The organism is Bacillus sp. FJAT-27445 (assembly GCF_001510665.1).
Lineage (GTDB): Bacteria > Bacillota > Bacilli > Bacillales > Cytobacillaceae > Bacillus_D.
In genome coordinates this window covers 399,422-414,436 of record NZ_LMTI01000005.1, presented here as the reverse complement: position 1 = coordinate 414,436, position 15,015 = coordinate 399,422, and the positions used below count along the sequence as shown (strand labels likewise).

At 43.9% G+C, this 15,015-nt stretch carries 14 protein-coding genes; all 14 read right to left on the bottom strand.

Annotation, left to right across the window (positions count from 1 at the left end; all coding sequences use genetic code 11):
* Positions 1-106 precede the first annotated feature (106 nt).
* The 14 genes from AR337_RS16735 to AR337_RS16670 all read right to left on the bottom strand — a co-directional run bounded on the left by AR337_RS16735 (position 107) and on the right by AR337_RS16670 (position 15,007).
* A complete protein-coding gene (locus AR337_RS16735) occupies positions 107-1,684 on the bottom strand; it encodes a SagB family peptide dehydrogenase (RefSeq protein ID WP_059173151.1) in 1,578 nt (525 codons plus the stop codon).
* Between the two features lie 24 nt (positions 1,685-1,708).
* A complete protein-coding gene (locus AR337_RS16730; protein WP_059173150.1) occupies positions 1,709-3,649 on the bottom strand; it encodes a TOMM precursor leader peptide-binding protein in 1,941 nt (646 codons plus the stop codon).
* Positions 3,649-5,574, bottom strand: coding sequence for a putative thiazole-containing bacteriocin maturation protein (locus tag AR337_RS16725; protein ID WP_059173149.1), 1,926 nt, complete (start codon positions 5,572-5,574; stop codon positions 3,649-3,651). The genes AR337_RS16730 and AR337_RS16725 overlap by 1 nt, the downstream gene beginning before the upstream one ends.
* A gap of 140 nt (positions 5,575-5,714) precedes the next feature.
* Positions 5,715-5,969, bottom strand: a complete 255-nt coding sequence (locus AR337_RS16720) for a hypothetical protein (RefSeq protein ID WP_367576264.1) — start codon at positions 5,967-5,969, stop codon at positions 5,715-5,717.
* A gap of 417 nt (positions 5,970-6,386) precedes the next feature.
* Positions 6,387-7,124 carry a DUF4386 domain-containing protein gene (locus tag AR337_RS16715; RefSeq protein ID WP_059173306.1) on the bottom strand — a complete coding sequence of 246 codons (738 nt, stop codon included), beginning with the start codon at positions 7,122-7,124 and terminating at the stop codon, positions 6,387-6,389.
* Between the two features lie 33 nt (positions 7,125-7,157).
* The gene (locus AR337_RS16710; protein WP_059173147.1) at positions 7,158-7,382 is read right to left on the bottom strand and encodes a helix-turn-helix transcriptional regulator; all 225 of its coding nucleotides are present in this window, start codon (positions 7,380-7,382) and stop codon (positions 7,158-7,160) included.
* A 2-nt stretch (positions 7,383-7,384) separates the two neighbouring features.
* Positions 7,385-7,831, bottom strand: a complete 447-nt coding sequence (locus AR337_RS16705; RefSeq protein WP_059173146.1) for a hypothetical protein — start codon at positions 7,829-7,831, stop codon at positions 7,385-7,387.
* 229 nt (positions 7,832-8,060) lie between these two features.
* Positions 8,061-9,026, bottom strand: coding sequence for an alpha/beta hydrolase (locus AR337_RS16700; protein WP_059173145.1), 966 nt, complete (start codon positions 9,024-9,026; stop codon positions 8,061-8,063).
* Positions 9,027-9,054: 28 nt separating this feature from the next.
* A complete protein-coding gene (locus AR337_RS16695; RefSeq protein WP_059173144.1) occupies positions 9,055-9,573 on the bottom strand; it encodes a helix-turn-helix domain-containing protein in 519 nt (172 codons plus the stop codon).
* Positions 9,574-9,755: 182 nt separating this feature from the next.
* A complete protein-coding gene (locus AR337_RS16690; RefSeq protein WP_059173143.1) occupies positions 9,756-10,325 on the bottom strand; it encodes a hypothetical protein in 570 nt (189 codons plus the stop codon).
* Between the two features lie 552 nt (positions 10,326-10,877).
* A complete protein-coding gene (locus AR337_RS16685) occupies positions 10,878-11,249 on the bottom strand; it encodes a DUF3899 domain-containing protein (protein ID WP_059173142.1) in 372 nt (123 codons plus the stop codon).
* An 81-nt stretch (positions 11,250-11,330) separates the two neighbouring features.
* Positions 11,331-12,968 carry a peptide ABC transporter substrate-binding protein gene (locus AR337_RS16680; protein WP_059173141.1) on the bottom strand — a complete coding sequence of 546 codons (1,638 nt, stop codon included), beginning with the start codon at positions 12,966-12,968 and terminating at the stop codon, positions 11,331-11,333.
* 21 nt (positions 12,969-12,989) lie between these two features.
* Positions 12,990-13,991: an ABC transporter ATP-binding protein gene (locus AR337_RS16675; RefSeq protein WP_059173140.1), complete on the bottom strand. Its 1,002-nt coding sequence runs from the start codon at positions 13,989-13,991 to the stop codon at positions 12,990-12,992.
* Positions 13,991-15,007: an ABC transporter ATP-binding protein gene (locus AR337_RS16670; RefSeq protein ID WP_059173139.1), complete on the bottom strand. Its 1,017-nt coding sequence runs from the start codon at positions 15,005-15,007 to the stop codon at positions 13,991-13,993. The genes AR337_RS16675 and AR337_RS16670 overlap by 1 nt, the downstream gene beginning before the upstream one ends.
* Positions 15,008-15,015 lie beyond the last annotated feature (8 nt).

Genomic DNA, 15,015 nt, shown 5'->3' with positions numbered 1-15,015 from the left:
GTGACAGGCACTGTTCGCTAGCAAGTGGCTTTTCGGTGTTGCGGTATATCCGTGAAACATTTTGTGTAACAAGAAATTTCGGGGAGTGACAGGCACTGTTCGCTTTTTAGCTATGCAAACTCCCTCTTAACCAGGCGCGTGGACGGTATGATCCGATGGGAATTTGGATTAAACTGGTTTTCCCTTTCGAATCAGTCCTGAAAAGCGCATCACTATGGTTCACATCAAACCCCAATAATGCATGCGCCCCCATTCCTAAAGCACCCGAGACCAAGTGCAGCCGTTGCACGAGAATGCCCGCTTCCATCTGTTGAATACGGTATCCTCTATACCCCAATAACTCTTTGAGATGATCCTTGTCTCCAACTACATTCATACAGAGTGGAACTTGATACAAATTAACATTGGGCATGGTTAATCCGGATTGTAAAAACTCCCGGTTATCCCCCTTGGTTATTCTCCGAAGTGCATGAGTGCCATTGTCATAAGAATAGGCACCATCGGGAATTCCCTCTACATTATAAAAACCGCCATATAAAGAAACACGAGTCTCAATTTGTCCCTGTGTATGGTCAAGATCATTTTGATAAGGGAAAGAAAATGTTTCTTTTAATAAAGTAGATAAATGTGTTTGGCTCACTTTTCCTAACGTAAAATCAATACCAGGAGAATACCGCTCCCTGCAGACAGATGCGATATCGTACGAAAAACACTCGGTAAATGGCAACAAGACCGAATCCGTACCTAAGGAAGCCTCAGCATTATTTTTCTTTAATTTTACAAAGGACTGCGTTGTTTCAAACATCGATTCTTCATTAATCTTTCTCAGTATCGGATAATCAATGACTCTCTTTGAACGATTATAGGAAACATGATACAACGCTGGAACTTCCCGGGACAATTCAGATGCTGAAACCACTTCTTTGCTATTTTCGTTGTCAGCAAAAGGGACTGATGGTTTCGTGCTTAATGGGATGACCGCATATACACTTTCCTCCTGTTCGGATAATCCAAGCAAATGATTAATAGACCGGTCAAGAAATTGATAACATACCCGTGTTGAGAACCCTATCTTATTGGCTACTTCTAAGGATTGCCCAATTAACACTCCTGCATCTAACCCTTGGAGCCTGTATGAGAAATTATTGTATTTATAAAAATTTTTCCAAAAAACCGTTGAGACAAAAACGGTGCAAAAACAATCCGAAATAGGAAAACTATTCCCAAGACTTCTGGATAAATAGTCATCGTAATTTCCTTCCCGCAACAATATAAGATGATGATGCGCCACATCGTAATGGTAGATTCCTGTTGGAGCGTCATCCAGCTTTACATACACATATAATTCGTTAGGATACAATCCCCCTCCTGAGGGAACAAACCTACGTAACGAATGTATAAAACTCGCATTCTTTCCATTGGATTCATCAATTAAAGGAGATTGAGAGAATTGAGTTAGGCCGTATACATACCATAAGAAATGGCCAAGCTCTTCCAGACTAGGGTTTAGATTATCTTCTCTCTTCCTTAGAGTTAAGGGCACTTCACCGGTTAAAGGAATCTCTGGTAAGCCACGATATAATTTAAAGGGAAGTGGCGCGTCTTCCCATTCAACCTTCCAATCTGGCGGAAAGATTTTTTCCGTTTCAAAATGCAGTTGGTGGATAAATGTGTCTAGTTCCAAATCTTTTGTCCTCCTGCTCTTCCACTATGGGAATGGATGGGGAAATGGATTAAGCTGTTCATACGTTAATGGTTTCTTCTCAAATCCCAGCTGCATGGGTACCGTGAGTACCCTTTCAAGACCTTTCACGCGGGTAAGGTGATGCCCGAATGTCATTGGCAGCATGCCGGGAATAATTACTTTTACACAGAACAATCCATTCCTTTTAATGATAGGGGTAGTTTGGTCAACCACAATCACATCAAGATTCAAGCGCCGGAATTTACGAAGGATATCCTGAAGATCATCCTTTAAATCGCTATTTACCGGCGGCTTCTTAAATTCCTCAGCAAACGTACGTAAAGGGCCATGATCATCTAATAAAAAATTCAGCCGTTCCTCTGCCTCTTTCAACCCGTATAACATACCATGGTCCTCCATGGTCCGGACTGCGAACGGATCTTTTAGCATCCTTACATATTTCTCTCTGTTTGTCTCCAACTTTTCATCATCCCTAAACATCATTCCTGCAAGCTCGAAAATCGCGCTTTTTACAGCCCTTAAAGGATCAGGGTTTGCACCTGCTGCACAAATCATGTTTACACCCTTGGAGCTTCTGTTTTTTGCCACTGCCCAAACGCTTGGAATTCCATGTTCCATCGTTGAATTGTAAAAATAAAGGTCATGGCCGGCCACTTCATGAATACGGTCCACCATCAGCTGTAATTCCGTATCGTTTGCAGAACGAAAATCAAGCCGAGGAAGGGGGAGCTTGGCATACCACGTTAATAAAAATGAATCTCTCTCAACTACCTCCATGATCGCATGAAAAATGGCTTCCTCTAAACTCCCCCCTATTGCACATCCGTTTGATGTTTCATATACAAAGCCCTTCCCACAGCTTAAACTATAATAGGCGAGTAACTCTGGAATCAGAATGGGGCGCTCTTGTAAAATTGAGTAACCCCAGACCCAATCCATTGGGGAATCTGGATTAAACTTTTTAAAAGGAAAATGAGGCTTTTCATATTGTTCGGATTCATGAACACCAACACTTGTGGGATTTAATGCGTTATTTTTTAAATGGTGATAACTATCACGAACGACTGTCCTTTTTCCTCGAGGCTCGATTCCGCAATATCGTTCCAAGCCTTCCAAAATGGCAGTCAGCTCACTTATTTCATAAGAATTAGTCCGCCCTGCTACTCCCTCGTTTCCTCCAAACAAAGGCATGACCACTAAAACATCAGCAAACGGCAGCCTAAAATCTTGCATTTTTCCATTCATAATCCCGGTACGGGAATCGAGGTAATCTCTGACTAGCACAGTTTTCAATTCATCCATCGAACGGCTGCGATAACCAACACCGTTTATTTTAGGACTAGATTGTAACCGAATTTGAGCTAATTCTGATGTATCAATTGGTAATGAACCGCATACCGGGCACGATGGGTCTGGTAAGAAAAAATGACTTGAAGTTGATAGCGCTTTTAGGTTTGTGATAAACACTTTTTCTCCTAAAGTACTGGATTCATCTTGAAGAATCTTCCGCACTTCATTACTTATCAAATCTGCCATTAGAGATAATCCGGTATGCGATGCCCAGGCATCTCGCGGCGGACGTTCTCCTGCTGCCATTTTCCTTTGAAACGCCACCATCTCTTGTTGATCTAGCCCCGCAATTATAAGCCGGATATCAGCACAGCAGGAACATCCCGGTGTATCTGGGCGTACGAATGGACCAATGATTCCTTCCCCAAACGAAACGAAACCACGAAGCCATGGGATACCTGCTTCCCTAAATCTTTCCTCCGCTTTTTGATGAACCAATGGATGCCAGGAATCGTGGAGCACTAGAGCTAATTCTGTGTCAGCCGGAATGTCCTCTACTATACTTTGGCGCTTTAGAGGAAAGCTTCCGGATAATTGGTTATAGACAAAATCCGCTAATAAACCCTCTCCATCCATTATAATTTGGGCTGCCATTAAGGTTCCTCCTCTCGAACCTGTACACCAAATACCCCTGCCAGTTCCTCTTTTAAAAACGGTTCGAACGAAAGATCATAAACAAATATACATTTTCTGTTTTCTTTTAAGACCTGAATGGCAGATTGTAATAGCTCTAATTGAGTCATTTCATCGCAGGAAGGAATGTGGAGTCTGGATTTCTTTTTTTCCAGAAAAGCGGCTGGCTCTTTTTTCTGCCTTTCAACTGCTGAATGTGACTGGTTTTGAGTATCTAAAAGTGCTAGTTGTAATGCATTTCGTAATGCAAACGTTAAATTTAAACCTGCCTTAGTGAACCATTGGCCATTCGACCTTACCCGTATGACAGGGAAGCCCAGAATGTCCTCTTTCAACTCGATGATTGATGTACCATTTAAGGTGGTCAGTGCATTTAAATAAAATCTGCATTTCTGATCTTCTATTAGTCCTTGCTGCAACTCCAAAATCGTGCCCTGTTGGTCTCCCTTCCTTTCTTTTAATTCTTCATCCATATAGCTTTGCAGCCCTCGACAAACGGCCTCTTCGATTGTTTCTCCTGCACCTATACCCATAAGACCCTCTGGAATGCTCGAGTTATCGATCAATTGTGAAACATACATTTCAATACCAGTCAGACCGGCATGCCGTTTTGCTTCCTCATGTGTAAAACCAGTACAAATTACTTCGGGAAGAAGTTCTGATGGCCCCTCGGAAACTGGATTAACTGCCTGAACATAACACTGTGCCAGAGGAAGCTGTGTCAAATTTCGTTCTTCCCATGTATGGAAAATTCCTATCTCTTCAGAAGTTAGCAGACTAAAATAATTCAGTAGTTTACTAGGTGGAGAATTTCTGTTGGATTCATGTTCAATCTTTAAATCAAGGTCCTCTAACAGACTTGGAGTTATATTTGTAGATGTAACCAGCGGGTGTGCAATGAATGATAACCAGTTACCTTCCAATGTTTCAAGATTTAGCATGTAAATTTGATTGCTTTGAGTCGAACTTGCAATGCCTGCAGCCTTCTTGAAAAATTCAAAGACAAGTACATTTGCCAAAATGGATCCAGCTGTTGAAGAGAAGTTGTTAGGTTGCTGATCTACTCCAACAGCAGAGTGATGAAGGCGGCGCCATGCAGACTCCCAGCATCCATCTGACTCTGGATGAACGATTGGACCAGATAGTCCCACCTGCTCTAAACATATGGCAGGCAGGAATACCTTTCTTTCCTCCTTGCAAACATCATTAAGGCTTCTTAGCTCATTTACATTCCCATCCTGCGAGACATATAGAACCCAATCATAGTCTCTAACAGCTTGATTCCAAAAACTGTTGTGTTCCCCTTTTTCAAATGGGACCTCCTTAACCCCCACCTCAGAGTCGACTTCACGGGCATTCTGCACTAGCTCAGAAATCCGCAGCCGGTTTGTAGGCATCGATTCTGTTACCAGAAAATCGAATTTAGGGAGGCCGGATTCAATTAAGGCACCCACCAATGACACTAGAATGGGACCAGCTCCGACTGCCAGAACTTTTGCCTGACGGAATTCCTGAAATTGGTATGCTCCTGAATCTACAAAATTCTCGATAAATTCAATTTGCGAAGAATATTTTTCAAGAACCGTACAATTTAATTCATGTGGCCGATCTTGACTTATATCCCGGACAAAACCATTCTTGTACAACGTTTCTCCAATCTCATATACTCTGGTCTGATACTGGGCCGTTAGTCCCTCTGTTAATTCTCCCAATGTTTGCTCCCCGTTGAACATCGGCATCAGTGTTTCAATCCACTGATAAATCGTACTGCCTTTCATTCGGAATGAGCTCTCGTTATTTCTAAAATACACACCACCTTCTGGATCAGGCAGATAAAATGTATCTTTTTTCACCTTCAGCCTTGTTGACGAGTTAAGTTTTGTCATTCCGCTCCTCCTTAGTTCTAATCATCGCAACTCTGCACTATTATTCTATGTAGTTTTATTTGTCCTATATGAATACCCAAAAAAGCAGCGTCCCTGCCATAAGCTCGCAGGGACACTTTTTTGGTAAAATACTAATTTTTTTAAATCCAAAAGCCAACGCCGAAACAACTAAAACCGAAACAACCACCGCAACTAAAACCGAAACAACTACCGCAACCGAAACCACCACCAAAACAACCACCAAAACCTCCACAACGGCCAAAGCCTCCGCAACGGCCAAAACCTCCACAACGGCCAAAGCCACCGCAACGGCCAAAACCTCCGCAACGGCCAAAACGAACATCCTCACTATAAGGATTCAGGTAAGTTAACTCACCAGCTTGGTACGGGGCCATTTCCAAGCCTTGCAATGGATTTTGAAAATTATGCATTTTTCCCTCTCCTTTGTATTTATTTATCAGGTTAAGCCGACACCTGTCGTGAGAGCTGAATGAATTAATAATCAGTTTGGGCATATAAATCCATCAGATAATTCGTATACTCTCCTCAACAAAGTATGATTCCTTTTAGGCCGTTGTTACTGATGTAAGAGCCTAATTTAAAGACATCAGCGAATCTGCTATTTCCATAGAATAAAGAATCCAGTCGTACAATCCATTCGAAACCATAAAAATCCGCTTTCCTCTCGAGGAAAAGCGGATTTTTTCACTTTAGATACATATTGAACGCTGTAGTTTTCTCCCTAAAAAAGCCACCTGCTCAACAGCAAGTGGCTTTCGGTGTAGCGGTATATTCGTGAAATATTCTGTGTATCAAGAAAATTCGGGGAGTGACAGGCACTGTTCGCTTTTCCGCTCTGAAAGTGAAGCGAGTGCAGGTTGATTGAATCCTTTTGCTAAAAGCCAGACTGCCAGGATCATTTCATTCGCTGCTACGGGCACTGCCAAAATACCGCCCCAAACAGAAATTTGTTCAATGACGCCAAACATGACCAACAGGGCACAAATGAAGACTGATACTCCCCCGGTCAGACCCAGGGTTGAGATAAACCTTGGAACGAGCCTGTTTTTGTAAAAAATATAACTGTACATCACCGTATTGATGCCGAGCATGAAAAGGGGACCAAGCATAAACGTCCAATCGTGTATTGCTTTTAACACAGTACCTGAAGCTTGAAATGAAGTGGGATCGACGGAGGCTCCTGCTGCTACGAATTCCCTGCTTAAGGTCAACAGGGAAAGAACACTGATTACGCCAACCGTAATGACAATCGCTTCAAGGAACCTGAAGCAAACATGCCAGAGCGCGATTGTCTCGTTATACTTTCTTAAAATCGGAAACATCACCGTAGCAGTACCAATTGCGGATACGACAAGCATTAACTCCATTACCGCACCAAGTACCACCTGGTTGGCATGTTCGGAACCCTTTGTCAGGTAATCGGGCCCAATTAGTATAGGATCATAAAGTTTAAGGCCTATTACCGCAGTAACCGCTGCGAGGATAAACAGTACTCCCACAATTTTTGCCGCATTTTTGTTTGAACTCATTTTCTCCCCTTCTTTCAACAGATTCAAATAGTCTTACCCCTTTGGTTCATCCCCATAAAAAAACACTTCTTCCAGCGGCAAGTTAAAGGCATGGGCAATGCGGAAAGCGAGTTCCAAGGATGGGGAGTAGTTTCCTTTTTCGAGTGCCACGATCGTCTGTCTTGTAACACCCACCTTGTCAGCCAGTTGCAGCTGAGTCATTTCATCATGGTTGAATCGTAATTTGCGGATATGATTGCCGACAAGATTTTTACCCACGGTTACACTCCTTTCCGGTAGTGATGAAGTTTTGTCATGGTGCTTGTGATATCGGCAAGGAATCCTGAAGCAATCAGGATCATGAACATCGCCTGAGACGGCTGAAAAAAGACCAGTGAACCCATTGCGAAAAGAAAACCGAGGACAAACACGAAAAATGAATTCCGAAACGCCTTCAAACCAATAAATTTATCCAGTTCGTCCTCGAAGTTCGGTTCCTTTTCTTTGGTCGTTATTCTAAAGATGATATTAAAAATAATGCTAATCATAATATGTGCGACTATTGAAAACAAAGTCAGGATGAGGACGAAGGAGCCCCAGTAGTGAAAGGTTTCCGCCGATTCAAGACCCCCTCCCGGATGCCTTGGGTACATGTACAGGCAATAAGCGGTAAAAATGAGGAATGTGCTAATCATGGACACGATGCTTTTCTTTTCTTGATACGTCATGTATTCACCTCTTGTCTAATTTATTTTACTTGAAGTATAGTTTTATATACTTAATGTAAACTAAACTATACATTAAGTCAACTCCAATTTACATATAGTTTCGTCTTTCTTGAAAAATAGGTTCTTGTAGCTTTGATTCATTCGTTTCATGTTCTTCAACGCAAAAAAAGCGGGAGAATAAAATCTCCCGCAGTGATGCTCAATCTCATACCTTATCCTTAAAATTGGCTCAGCCTACATCCTCTTTATGGTTGATGCCCAGGTAATTTTCATCCAGCCATGATTCGAGTTTTGCCAATGCCTCTGGATGAAGCGGGCGTTTTAAGATTTCTTTGAACCTCTTGCCTGCTTTTAAAATGCTGAGTTCCTCAGTCTGTATGCGCATGCCGTGTTCCATGTCCTTTATAATGGCTACCTCGGCTTTCCCCTGGACGAGGGATGGAAGTTCTGAAAGCACTTCTTTGTCCGCCAGAGCGTCCTTATCACCGATTATGGCGATGACGGGACAGTTCATCGATTTCAAGGCTTCACGCGTATTAAATGCATCATGTTCCCTGAACCATTTTGCCGGCTGTTTAAAGAAGAGTTGAATTCTAATGATATCTTCCTTGGACTGTTTGAATTTCTCCATCACCTTGACTGCCTGCTTTTCACCTTTTTTTTCTACTTTCAACAGCTTAAGGAGCTTCCCAATAACAGGTTTTGCGAACAATTCTTTATTCCCAAGTGCCCTCTGCTTCTCTAGTGCTTCAGACATGTTGTCGACTCCGCCTGAAAGGAAGATAACTCCACCCAGTGGCATGGATTCACCCAAAGCAGTGGCAATGATCGTTCCTTCACTATGACCGGCTATGATGATCCTTTCATTATCCACATTCGGGTGGGCTTGAAGGAATTCTACCGCAGTACGGGCATCTTCCACGAGATCCCACATTCCTGCAGCCATCCAGTTGCCTTCCCGCTCGCCTGTTCCCCACTTATCATAGCGAAGCGTAACAAACCCAAGTCCAGTGAAGAAGTCGGCCAGGTCCTTATAAAGGTTTGTCGTGAGTTTGCCTTTTCCAACATTTCCATCCCGGTCAAGCGGCCCAGACCCGGCAATTATTAGAATGGCAGGGTGTACCCCTTCACCCGCCGGCATTGCCAATGTTCCGTAAATCCGATTTTTCTCCCCAAACATAACTTCTTTTTCCATCCCAATCCCCTCCATTAACTCTCTTCGTTTATTTTTTTTCCGGAATGACAATCGTTGCAAGATTTCGCGGCTTCCGTTCATCGGATGGCTCATTCTTCATTGCCTCACCTATCAGGCGACCCATATTTTGGGCTAGATCCATGAATTCATTATCGGTCAGATGCATTCTGGCCACGCGGTAGGAAACTCCGTCCCTTAGCAAATCGTAATCAGTCGATAGATATTGTTCATACGTTCCCATCAATTGCGCCAAAAAGGTGAAAAATAACTCGAAATGCTGCTCTTTGCTTATAGTGTCTAACCGTGTCTGAGCTGTTTGTTTTAAGGCATATACTTTTTCAACTGTGCCCCTGATTTGGTTTTCCTGAACCACCTCAATAAATCCCGCTTCCAGCAGTTTGTTCAAATGGCGATACAAGGTTGCCTGGGGCACATCCTTGATATGGTCAAGGAGCTCAAATGCTGTTCGATGCCGGCCATTCACCAAGGACTGGAGAATCTTCATCCGAACTGGGTGCAGAATTAGTTTAGTACGGTCAAATTCCATTCTGAATAACACTCCTCTGATGTTCATTATCAAAATTGATAACATTAGTGTAAAAAAATAAATACTCATGATATTATTATCACTATTGATAATAATTGAAAATCTTTACCATGTCAACCCGTTTTTTCCATAAAAAAAGCAATGCAATTTCTATTGAGAAATACATTGCTTAGATCCAAAGATTAGCGTTCCACACTTTCGAGCAGGCTAAATAAAAATCTGTAAACAAAGTTCAACGTCTCGTCGATTGAGCGTTCTTCATTGAATTCCTTTAAGGATTCAAGTGAAAAATTGAAATTCCAGATTCCTTCGCCTCCGTCAAACATAAGGCTGTAGTCATTCTTTGCAAATTCGAATTTTCCCTGTAAAAGCTGGTTTAGGGCTTCCCCGTATTTCTTCTGGAGTTTTAATCCGAGTAGGGCCTGGTAATTCCGGAAAACATCATCCACTTCGAAGACCACTGCGTCCACATCGACCAGCTCAAACCATTGCGACTCCACATAAATGAACTGGTTTAGGTTCTTTTTTAAAAAGGAAATAGGCTGCTGCAATAATTCCTGTCCGCCTTTTGAAACCATTTGCTCCGTTTCCTTGTCACTCAGTTCGATGTATGCATCTTTAAATCGCTCGACAGGGTTTCTTTCGCTTACTGTTCCTTCTTCGATCAAGCCATGTTTTTCGGCGTACTTTATCTCTTCGGCAAATAAGGGCTCGTTTTTCTTCAAAAGTTTTTCCATGTTCGTCTTCAGCATTTCTGTTATCTCCTTTAATCCGACTATATATTTGGTTATACCATTTTTCGCCGGAATTAAAAAGTTTGGCCACAATGGGATTTGCGTTATATTGGCGATTTGCTTTCACGCATCCGAGCTTGAGTGTAATTGTGTCTAAAAGGTGACAGCTTTCGATATAACTGAAAAAGTGGGCGATATAATTGGAAATGTGGGTGATATCTTCGAAAAAGTGGGCGAAAAAATTGAAAATGTTGGGGATATCCAATAAAGTTTACCCGATACACCCGCCCGGTTACTATTTTTCCAAAAAAAGGGGTGTACGGTTTGAAACTTGAACAGGGATTGAGTGACAACTAAACCAGGTTTTGACCCTTTGATGTCACTCAAACGGATTTTACATTACTGGTAAACCGAATACTTGCCCTTTGGTGTCACCTAAATGGTTTTAGCGCAACTTCTAACCCCGATTTTTGCCCTTGGCCGCCACAAACTGCCTTTAGATCAAGGATTTCATAGTTTCCTTAACAAAAAAACCGGCCACCACAGGTTCGCACCTGGTTGGGCCGGTTTTTAATAGTAGATTAGCAATCCAAGCAATGATGCGCTTATGGAGCTTAATCCGATTAATGACGTATAGGTGGAGAGCTTACTAAGTAGGCTTCCTTTAAATTCAGCGAGGCTTTCGTCCTCCCTGGCCCTTTCGTCTTCCCGTTCCATTGCCCTGGACTTTGGGGTGATGAATGAGCCTAGCTTATGGAAGCCATCCAAAAACAGGCCAAGGAATCCAGTTTTTAAAATCAAAAATATAGCACTCGCCAAAAGGAAAATGATGCCGGCCAAAAACGACCGATTGATGATCTCCAACCATGACAAAGACAGGATTGGTTTTGCAATTAACCATGCCATAATTAATAGAAGAAAAACGGTACTTTTCCTGGCCAACATATTCCCTCCCTTAACCAACATGCAGGAAAAAGCGACTAGAGCGCTTTTTCCTGCATTTTTTACAAAACGGCCACCCGTTTATTCAGAAACCTTTTTCGCCCACTTCACGTTTGGAAGGCGGTTGAAAGGATACACAATATCCTTGAAGTTCGGTGAAGTCAGATAGGTGTTGGTGTAATGGTAAACAGGTACAAATGGCAGTTCTTCCATCAAGATATCCTCTGCCTGATGAAGGAGTTCAAAATGCTTGTCCGGATCTTGTTCAGCCTTTGCCTGCGCCATCAGTCTGTCGTATTCCTCGTTTACCCAGCGTGAACGGTTGTTCGGGCTATCGCCGAGGTAATAATCCAGGATGACAACCGGATCCAGCAGTGTGCCAATCCATCCCATGCGAGCCATCTGGAAGTTGCCCTGAAGAGTTGTATCAAGATAGGTCTTCCATTCCTGGTTGGCCAGCTTGACGTCAATTCCAAGGTTTTTCTTCAACATTTCCTGGACCGCTTCGGATACTTTCTTATTGTTCTCGGAAGTGTTGTAGATTACGGTAACTGGAGGCAGTGTCTTCCAGCCTTCTTCCGCCATCCCCTCTTGTAAAAGTTTCTTAGCTTCTTCACTATTTTCTTTAAAGTATTCGCCGCCAACTTCACGGAAATCGCCTTTGGATGTTTCCACTCCTGATGGAACGAATGCATATGCCGGGGTTTCCCCTGCTTTGGTAACATTCTTCGTCAAAGGTTCCCGGTTGATTGCCATTGCGAATGCACGGCGTACTTTCGCATTGGTGAACGGTTCTTTGCTAACGTTGAACATGTACATATATGTTCCAAAGTAAGGAACATTTTGAAACTCTTTGTTGCTCTTTTCTTGTTCTACAACGTCTGTCGGAATAGTTTGAATCAGGTCAAGCTCCCCTGTTTTGTACATTTGGTAATAGGTTGTTGCGTCGTTCACGACTTTCCAGGTAACCTTTTTCAGGTTGATGTTTTTGCTTCCATAATAGTGATCGTTCTTTTCAGCGACAACCTGGCTGTCATGCTTCCATTGAGTCATATTGAAAGGGCCATTACTGACATAGCCTTCAGCTTCGCCTGCCCAGTCCTTGTTCTGTTCGACAAGGTCCTTTTTGACCGGGTAAAATGTCCACATGGTCAAAAGTTCCTCGAAGTAGCCAAGCGGATTGTTAAGTTCGACGACGAGGGTATGGTCATCGGTTGCTTTTAAACCGACATCATCAATTGTGCCTTTCCCTTTGTTGAACTCTTCAGCGCCTTTGATGTAGTACATATAGAATGCGAATTGAGCCCCTGTTTCCGGATTCATTGTACGCTTCCAGCTGTACTCAAAATCATGCGCGGTTACGGGAGAACCGTCCGACCATTTCGCATCATCACGGATGGTGAACGTATACGTTTTGCCGTCATCGGATACTTTGACGTCTTTCGCTGTACCAAGGACCGGCTTGCCGTCCTTGTTTTTTGTGTACAAGCCTTCAAATGTGTGATCCAAAATCCATCCGGAGGTTGTATCCGTAGCCATTGCCGGATCCAGAGCAGGCGGCTCGTTAATTGCATTCAAAACAAGTTCCTGCTTAATTCCTTTCGTGCTATCCTTCGACCCGGAAGCCGATGATGAACTTTGTTTTCCGCCGCCGTAACAGCCAGTTAAAACAGAGCTGAGTACCATAAGGGCAGCTAACATCCAAACCCATTTTTTCATTTTCCCTTCCTCCTTTGATGTTTATCTTTCGTTATATAGATGGCAGGCCACCCAATGCTCCGGCTGAACTTCCCTGAAATCGGGAATCACTTCGGCGCAAATGGACATGGCATGCGGGCATCTCGTACGGAATCGGCAGCCGCTTGGCGGGTTGACCGGGCTCGGGGGATCCCCCTGCAGCACAATCCTTTCCCTTTTCGCGGCGCCTGGTTTCGCGACAGGAATCGCGGACATTAATGCATTTGTATAAGGATGGAGTGGCTCGGCGAATAAATCGTTGCTGCTCGCGAGCTCCATCATTTTCCCTAAATACATCACTCCAATCCGGTCGCTGATGTGCTTGACCATCCCGAGGTCATGCGCGATGAACAAGTAAGTTAATCCTTCCTGTTCCCTCAGGTCCTCCATCAGATTGATGACCTGTGCCTGGATGGAAACATCGAGCGCTGAAATTGGTTCGTCCGCAACGATGAACTTTGGATTGACGGCAAGCGCCCTTGCAATCCCGATCCTTTGCCGCTGTCCGCCGCTGAATTCATGCGGATACCTTCGCGCATGCTCAGGGCGGAGGCCAACGCGTTCTAGCAAATCGTAAACGCGCTCCTGCCTTTCCTTCCCTTTTGCGAGGCCGTGGGCATCAATGCCTTCAGCGATGATGTCGCCGACGCGCATTCTTGGATTCAAGGAAGCATGCGGATCCTGGAAAATAATCTGCATTTCCCGGTTGGCAATTGCTTTTTCCTTCCCTCCGAGCGTACTCAGGTCCACACCGTTGTAAAACATTCTGCCGGCAGTGGGATCCTGCAGGCCGACAATGGTTTTGCCGAGAGTCGACTTGCCGCTGCCCGATTCACCGACCAGTCCAAAGGTCTCCCCGCGTTTGATTTCAATCGAAATATCATCGACCGACTTAACGGACTGATTCTTTCTGATCGTAAAATATTTCTTCAGGTTTTCTACCTTTAGCAGTATATCGGATGAAGCAGCCTGTTTACGTGCTGTTTCTTCGAGAATTTCGGCCATCATTTTTCCCTCCCTGCAGCCACAAGGTCTTCAGCCTTCGGGGCCCTTGGGTCGTTTAGCCAGCACTTAGCATAATGCCCTGTCTCTGTTTCAAAAGCAGGGGGCATTTCAGAAAGGCATACTTCCATCGCGTATTTGCACCTTGGAGCAAAAGGGCATCCCGCCGGCGGCGAAAAAAGATCCGGCGGTGTTCCTTCAATCGGAATGAGACGCTCCTTTTCAGTGCTCGTATGATCCGGAATGGATTCCATAAGCCCCCATGTGTATGGATGGCGGGGATTTTCAAAGAGTTCACGGACGGTTCCGCTCTCGACCATCATTCCTGCATACATCACAATAACCCGCTCGGCGGTTTCAGCAACAACCCCCAGGTCGTGGGTGATAAGGATGATTGCTGTATCGGTTTTTTCTTTTAAATCTCTCATTAAATCAAGTACCTGTGCCTGAATGGTTACATCGAGTGCCGTCGTCGGCTCATCAGCGATCAGAAGTTCAGGGTTGCAGGCAAGCGCGATTGCAATCATCGCCCTTTGCCTCATCCCGCCGCTGAATTCGTGAGGATATTGGTTGTACCGCTCTTCCGGGTTAGGAATGCCGACGAGGCGGATCATATCAATTGCCCGCTTTTTTGCATCTCTATTCCCAAGCTTTTGATGGACAATCAACCCTTCTTCAATTTGCTTGCCAATCCTCATTGTTGGATTAAGTGATGTCATCGGGTCCTGAAAGATCATACTAATCTTTGAACCTTTCACTTTTTGCATCTCACGGTTGGATAGTTTCAGAAGATCCTTTCCTCTATAAAGGACTTGTCCATTTTTTATGATCGCAGGCGGTGTCGGGATGAGGCCCATTACCGTCTGGACAGTAACGCTCTTTCCGCTTCCGCTTTCTCCCACAATGGCGACGATTTCGCCCTTATTCACATGGAAGGAAACATTGCGGACTGCCTTTACCTCACCGCCGTATGTTTTAAAATTTACTTCGAGGTTTTTTACTTCGAGTAAGTGGCTCACAATTGTTC

Coding starts and splice junctions, on each gene's coding strand:
- AR337_RS16690 (WP_059173143.1), bottom strand. CDS start 10,325: ATGCTGAAGACGAACATGGAAAAACTTTTGAAGAAAAACGAGCCCTTA.
- AR337_RS16720 (WP_367576264.1), bottom strand. CDS start 5,969: ATGGCCCCGTACCAAGCTGGTGAGTTAACTTACCTGAATCCTTATAGT.
- AR337_RS16675 (WP_059173140.1), bottom strand. CDS start 13,991: ATGGCCGAAATTCTCGAAGAAACAGCACGTAAACAGGCTGCTTCATCC.
- AR337_RS16680 (WP_059173141.1), bottom strand. CDS start 12,968: ATGAAAAAATGGGTTTGGATGTTAGCTGCCCTTATGGTACTCAGCTCT.
- AR337_RS16715 (WP_059173306.1), bottom strand. CDS start 7,124: ATGAGTTCAAACAAAAATGCGGCAAAAATTGTGGGAGTACTGTTTATC.
- AR337_RS16700 (WP_059173145.1), bottom strand. CDS start 9,026: ATGGAAAAAGAAGTTATGTTTGGGGAGAAAAATCGGATTTACGGAACA.
- AR337_RS16725 (WP_059173149.1), bottom strand. CDS start 5,574: ATGACAAAACTTAACTCGTCAACAAGGCTGAAGGTGAAAAAAGATACA.
- AR337_RS16695 (WP_059173144.1), bottom strand. CDS start 9,573: ATGGAATTTGACCGTACTAAACTAATTCTGCACCCAGTTCGGATGAAG.
- AR337_RS16730 (WP_059173150.1), bottom strand. CDS start 3,649: ATGGCAGCCCAAATTATAATGGATGGAGAGGGTTTATTAGCGGATTTT.
- AR337_RS16705 (WP_059173146.1), bottom strand. CDS start 7,831: ATGACGTATCAAGAAAAGAAAAGCATCGTGTCCATGATTAGCACATTC.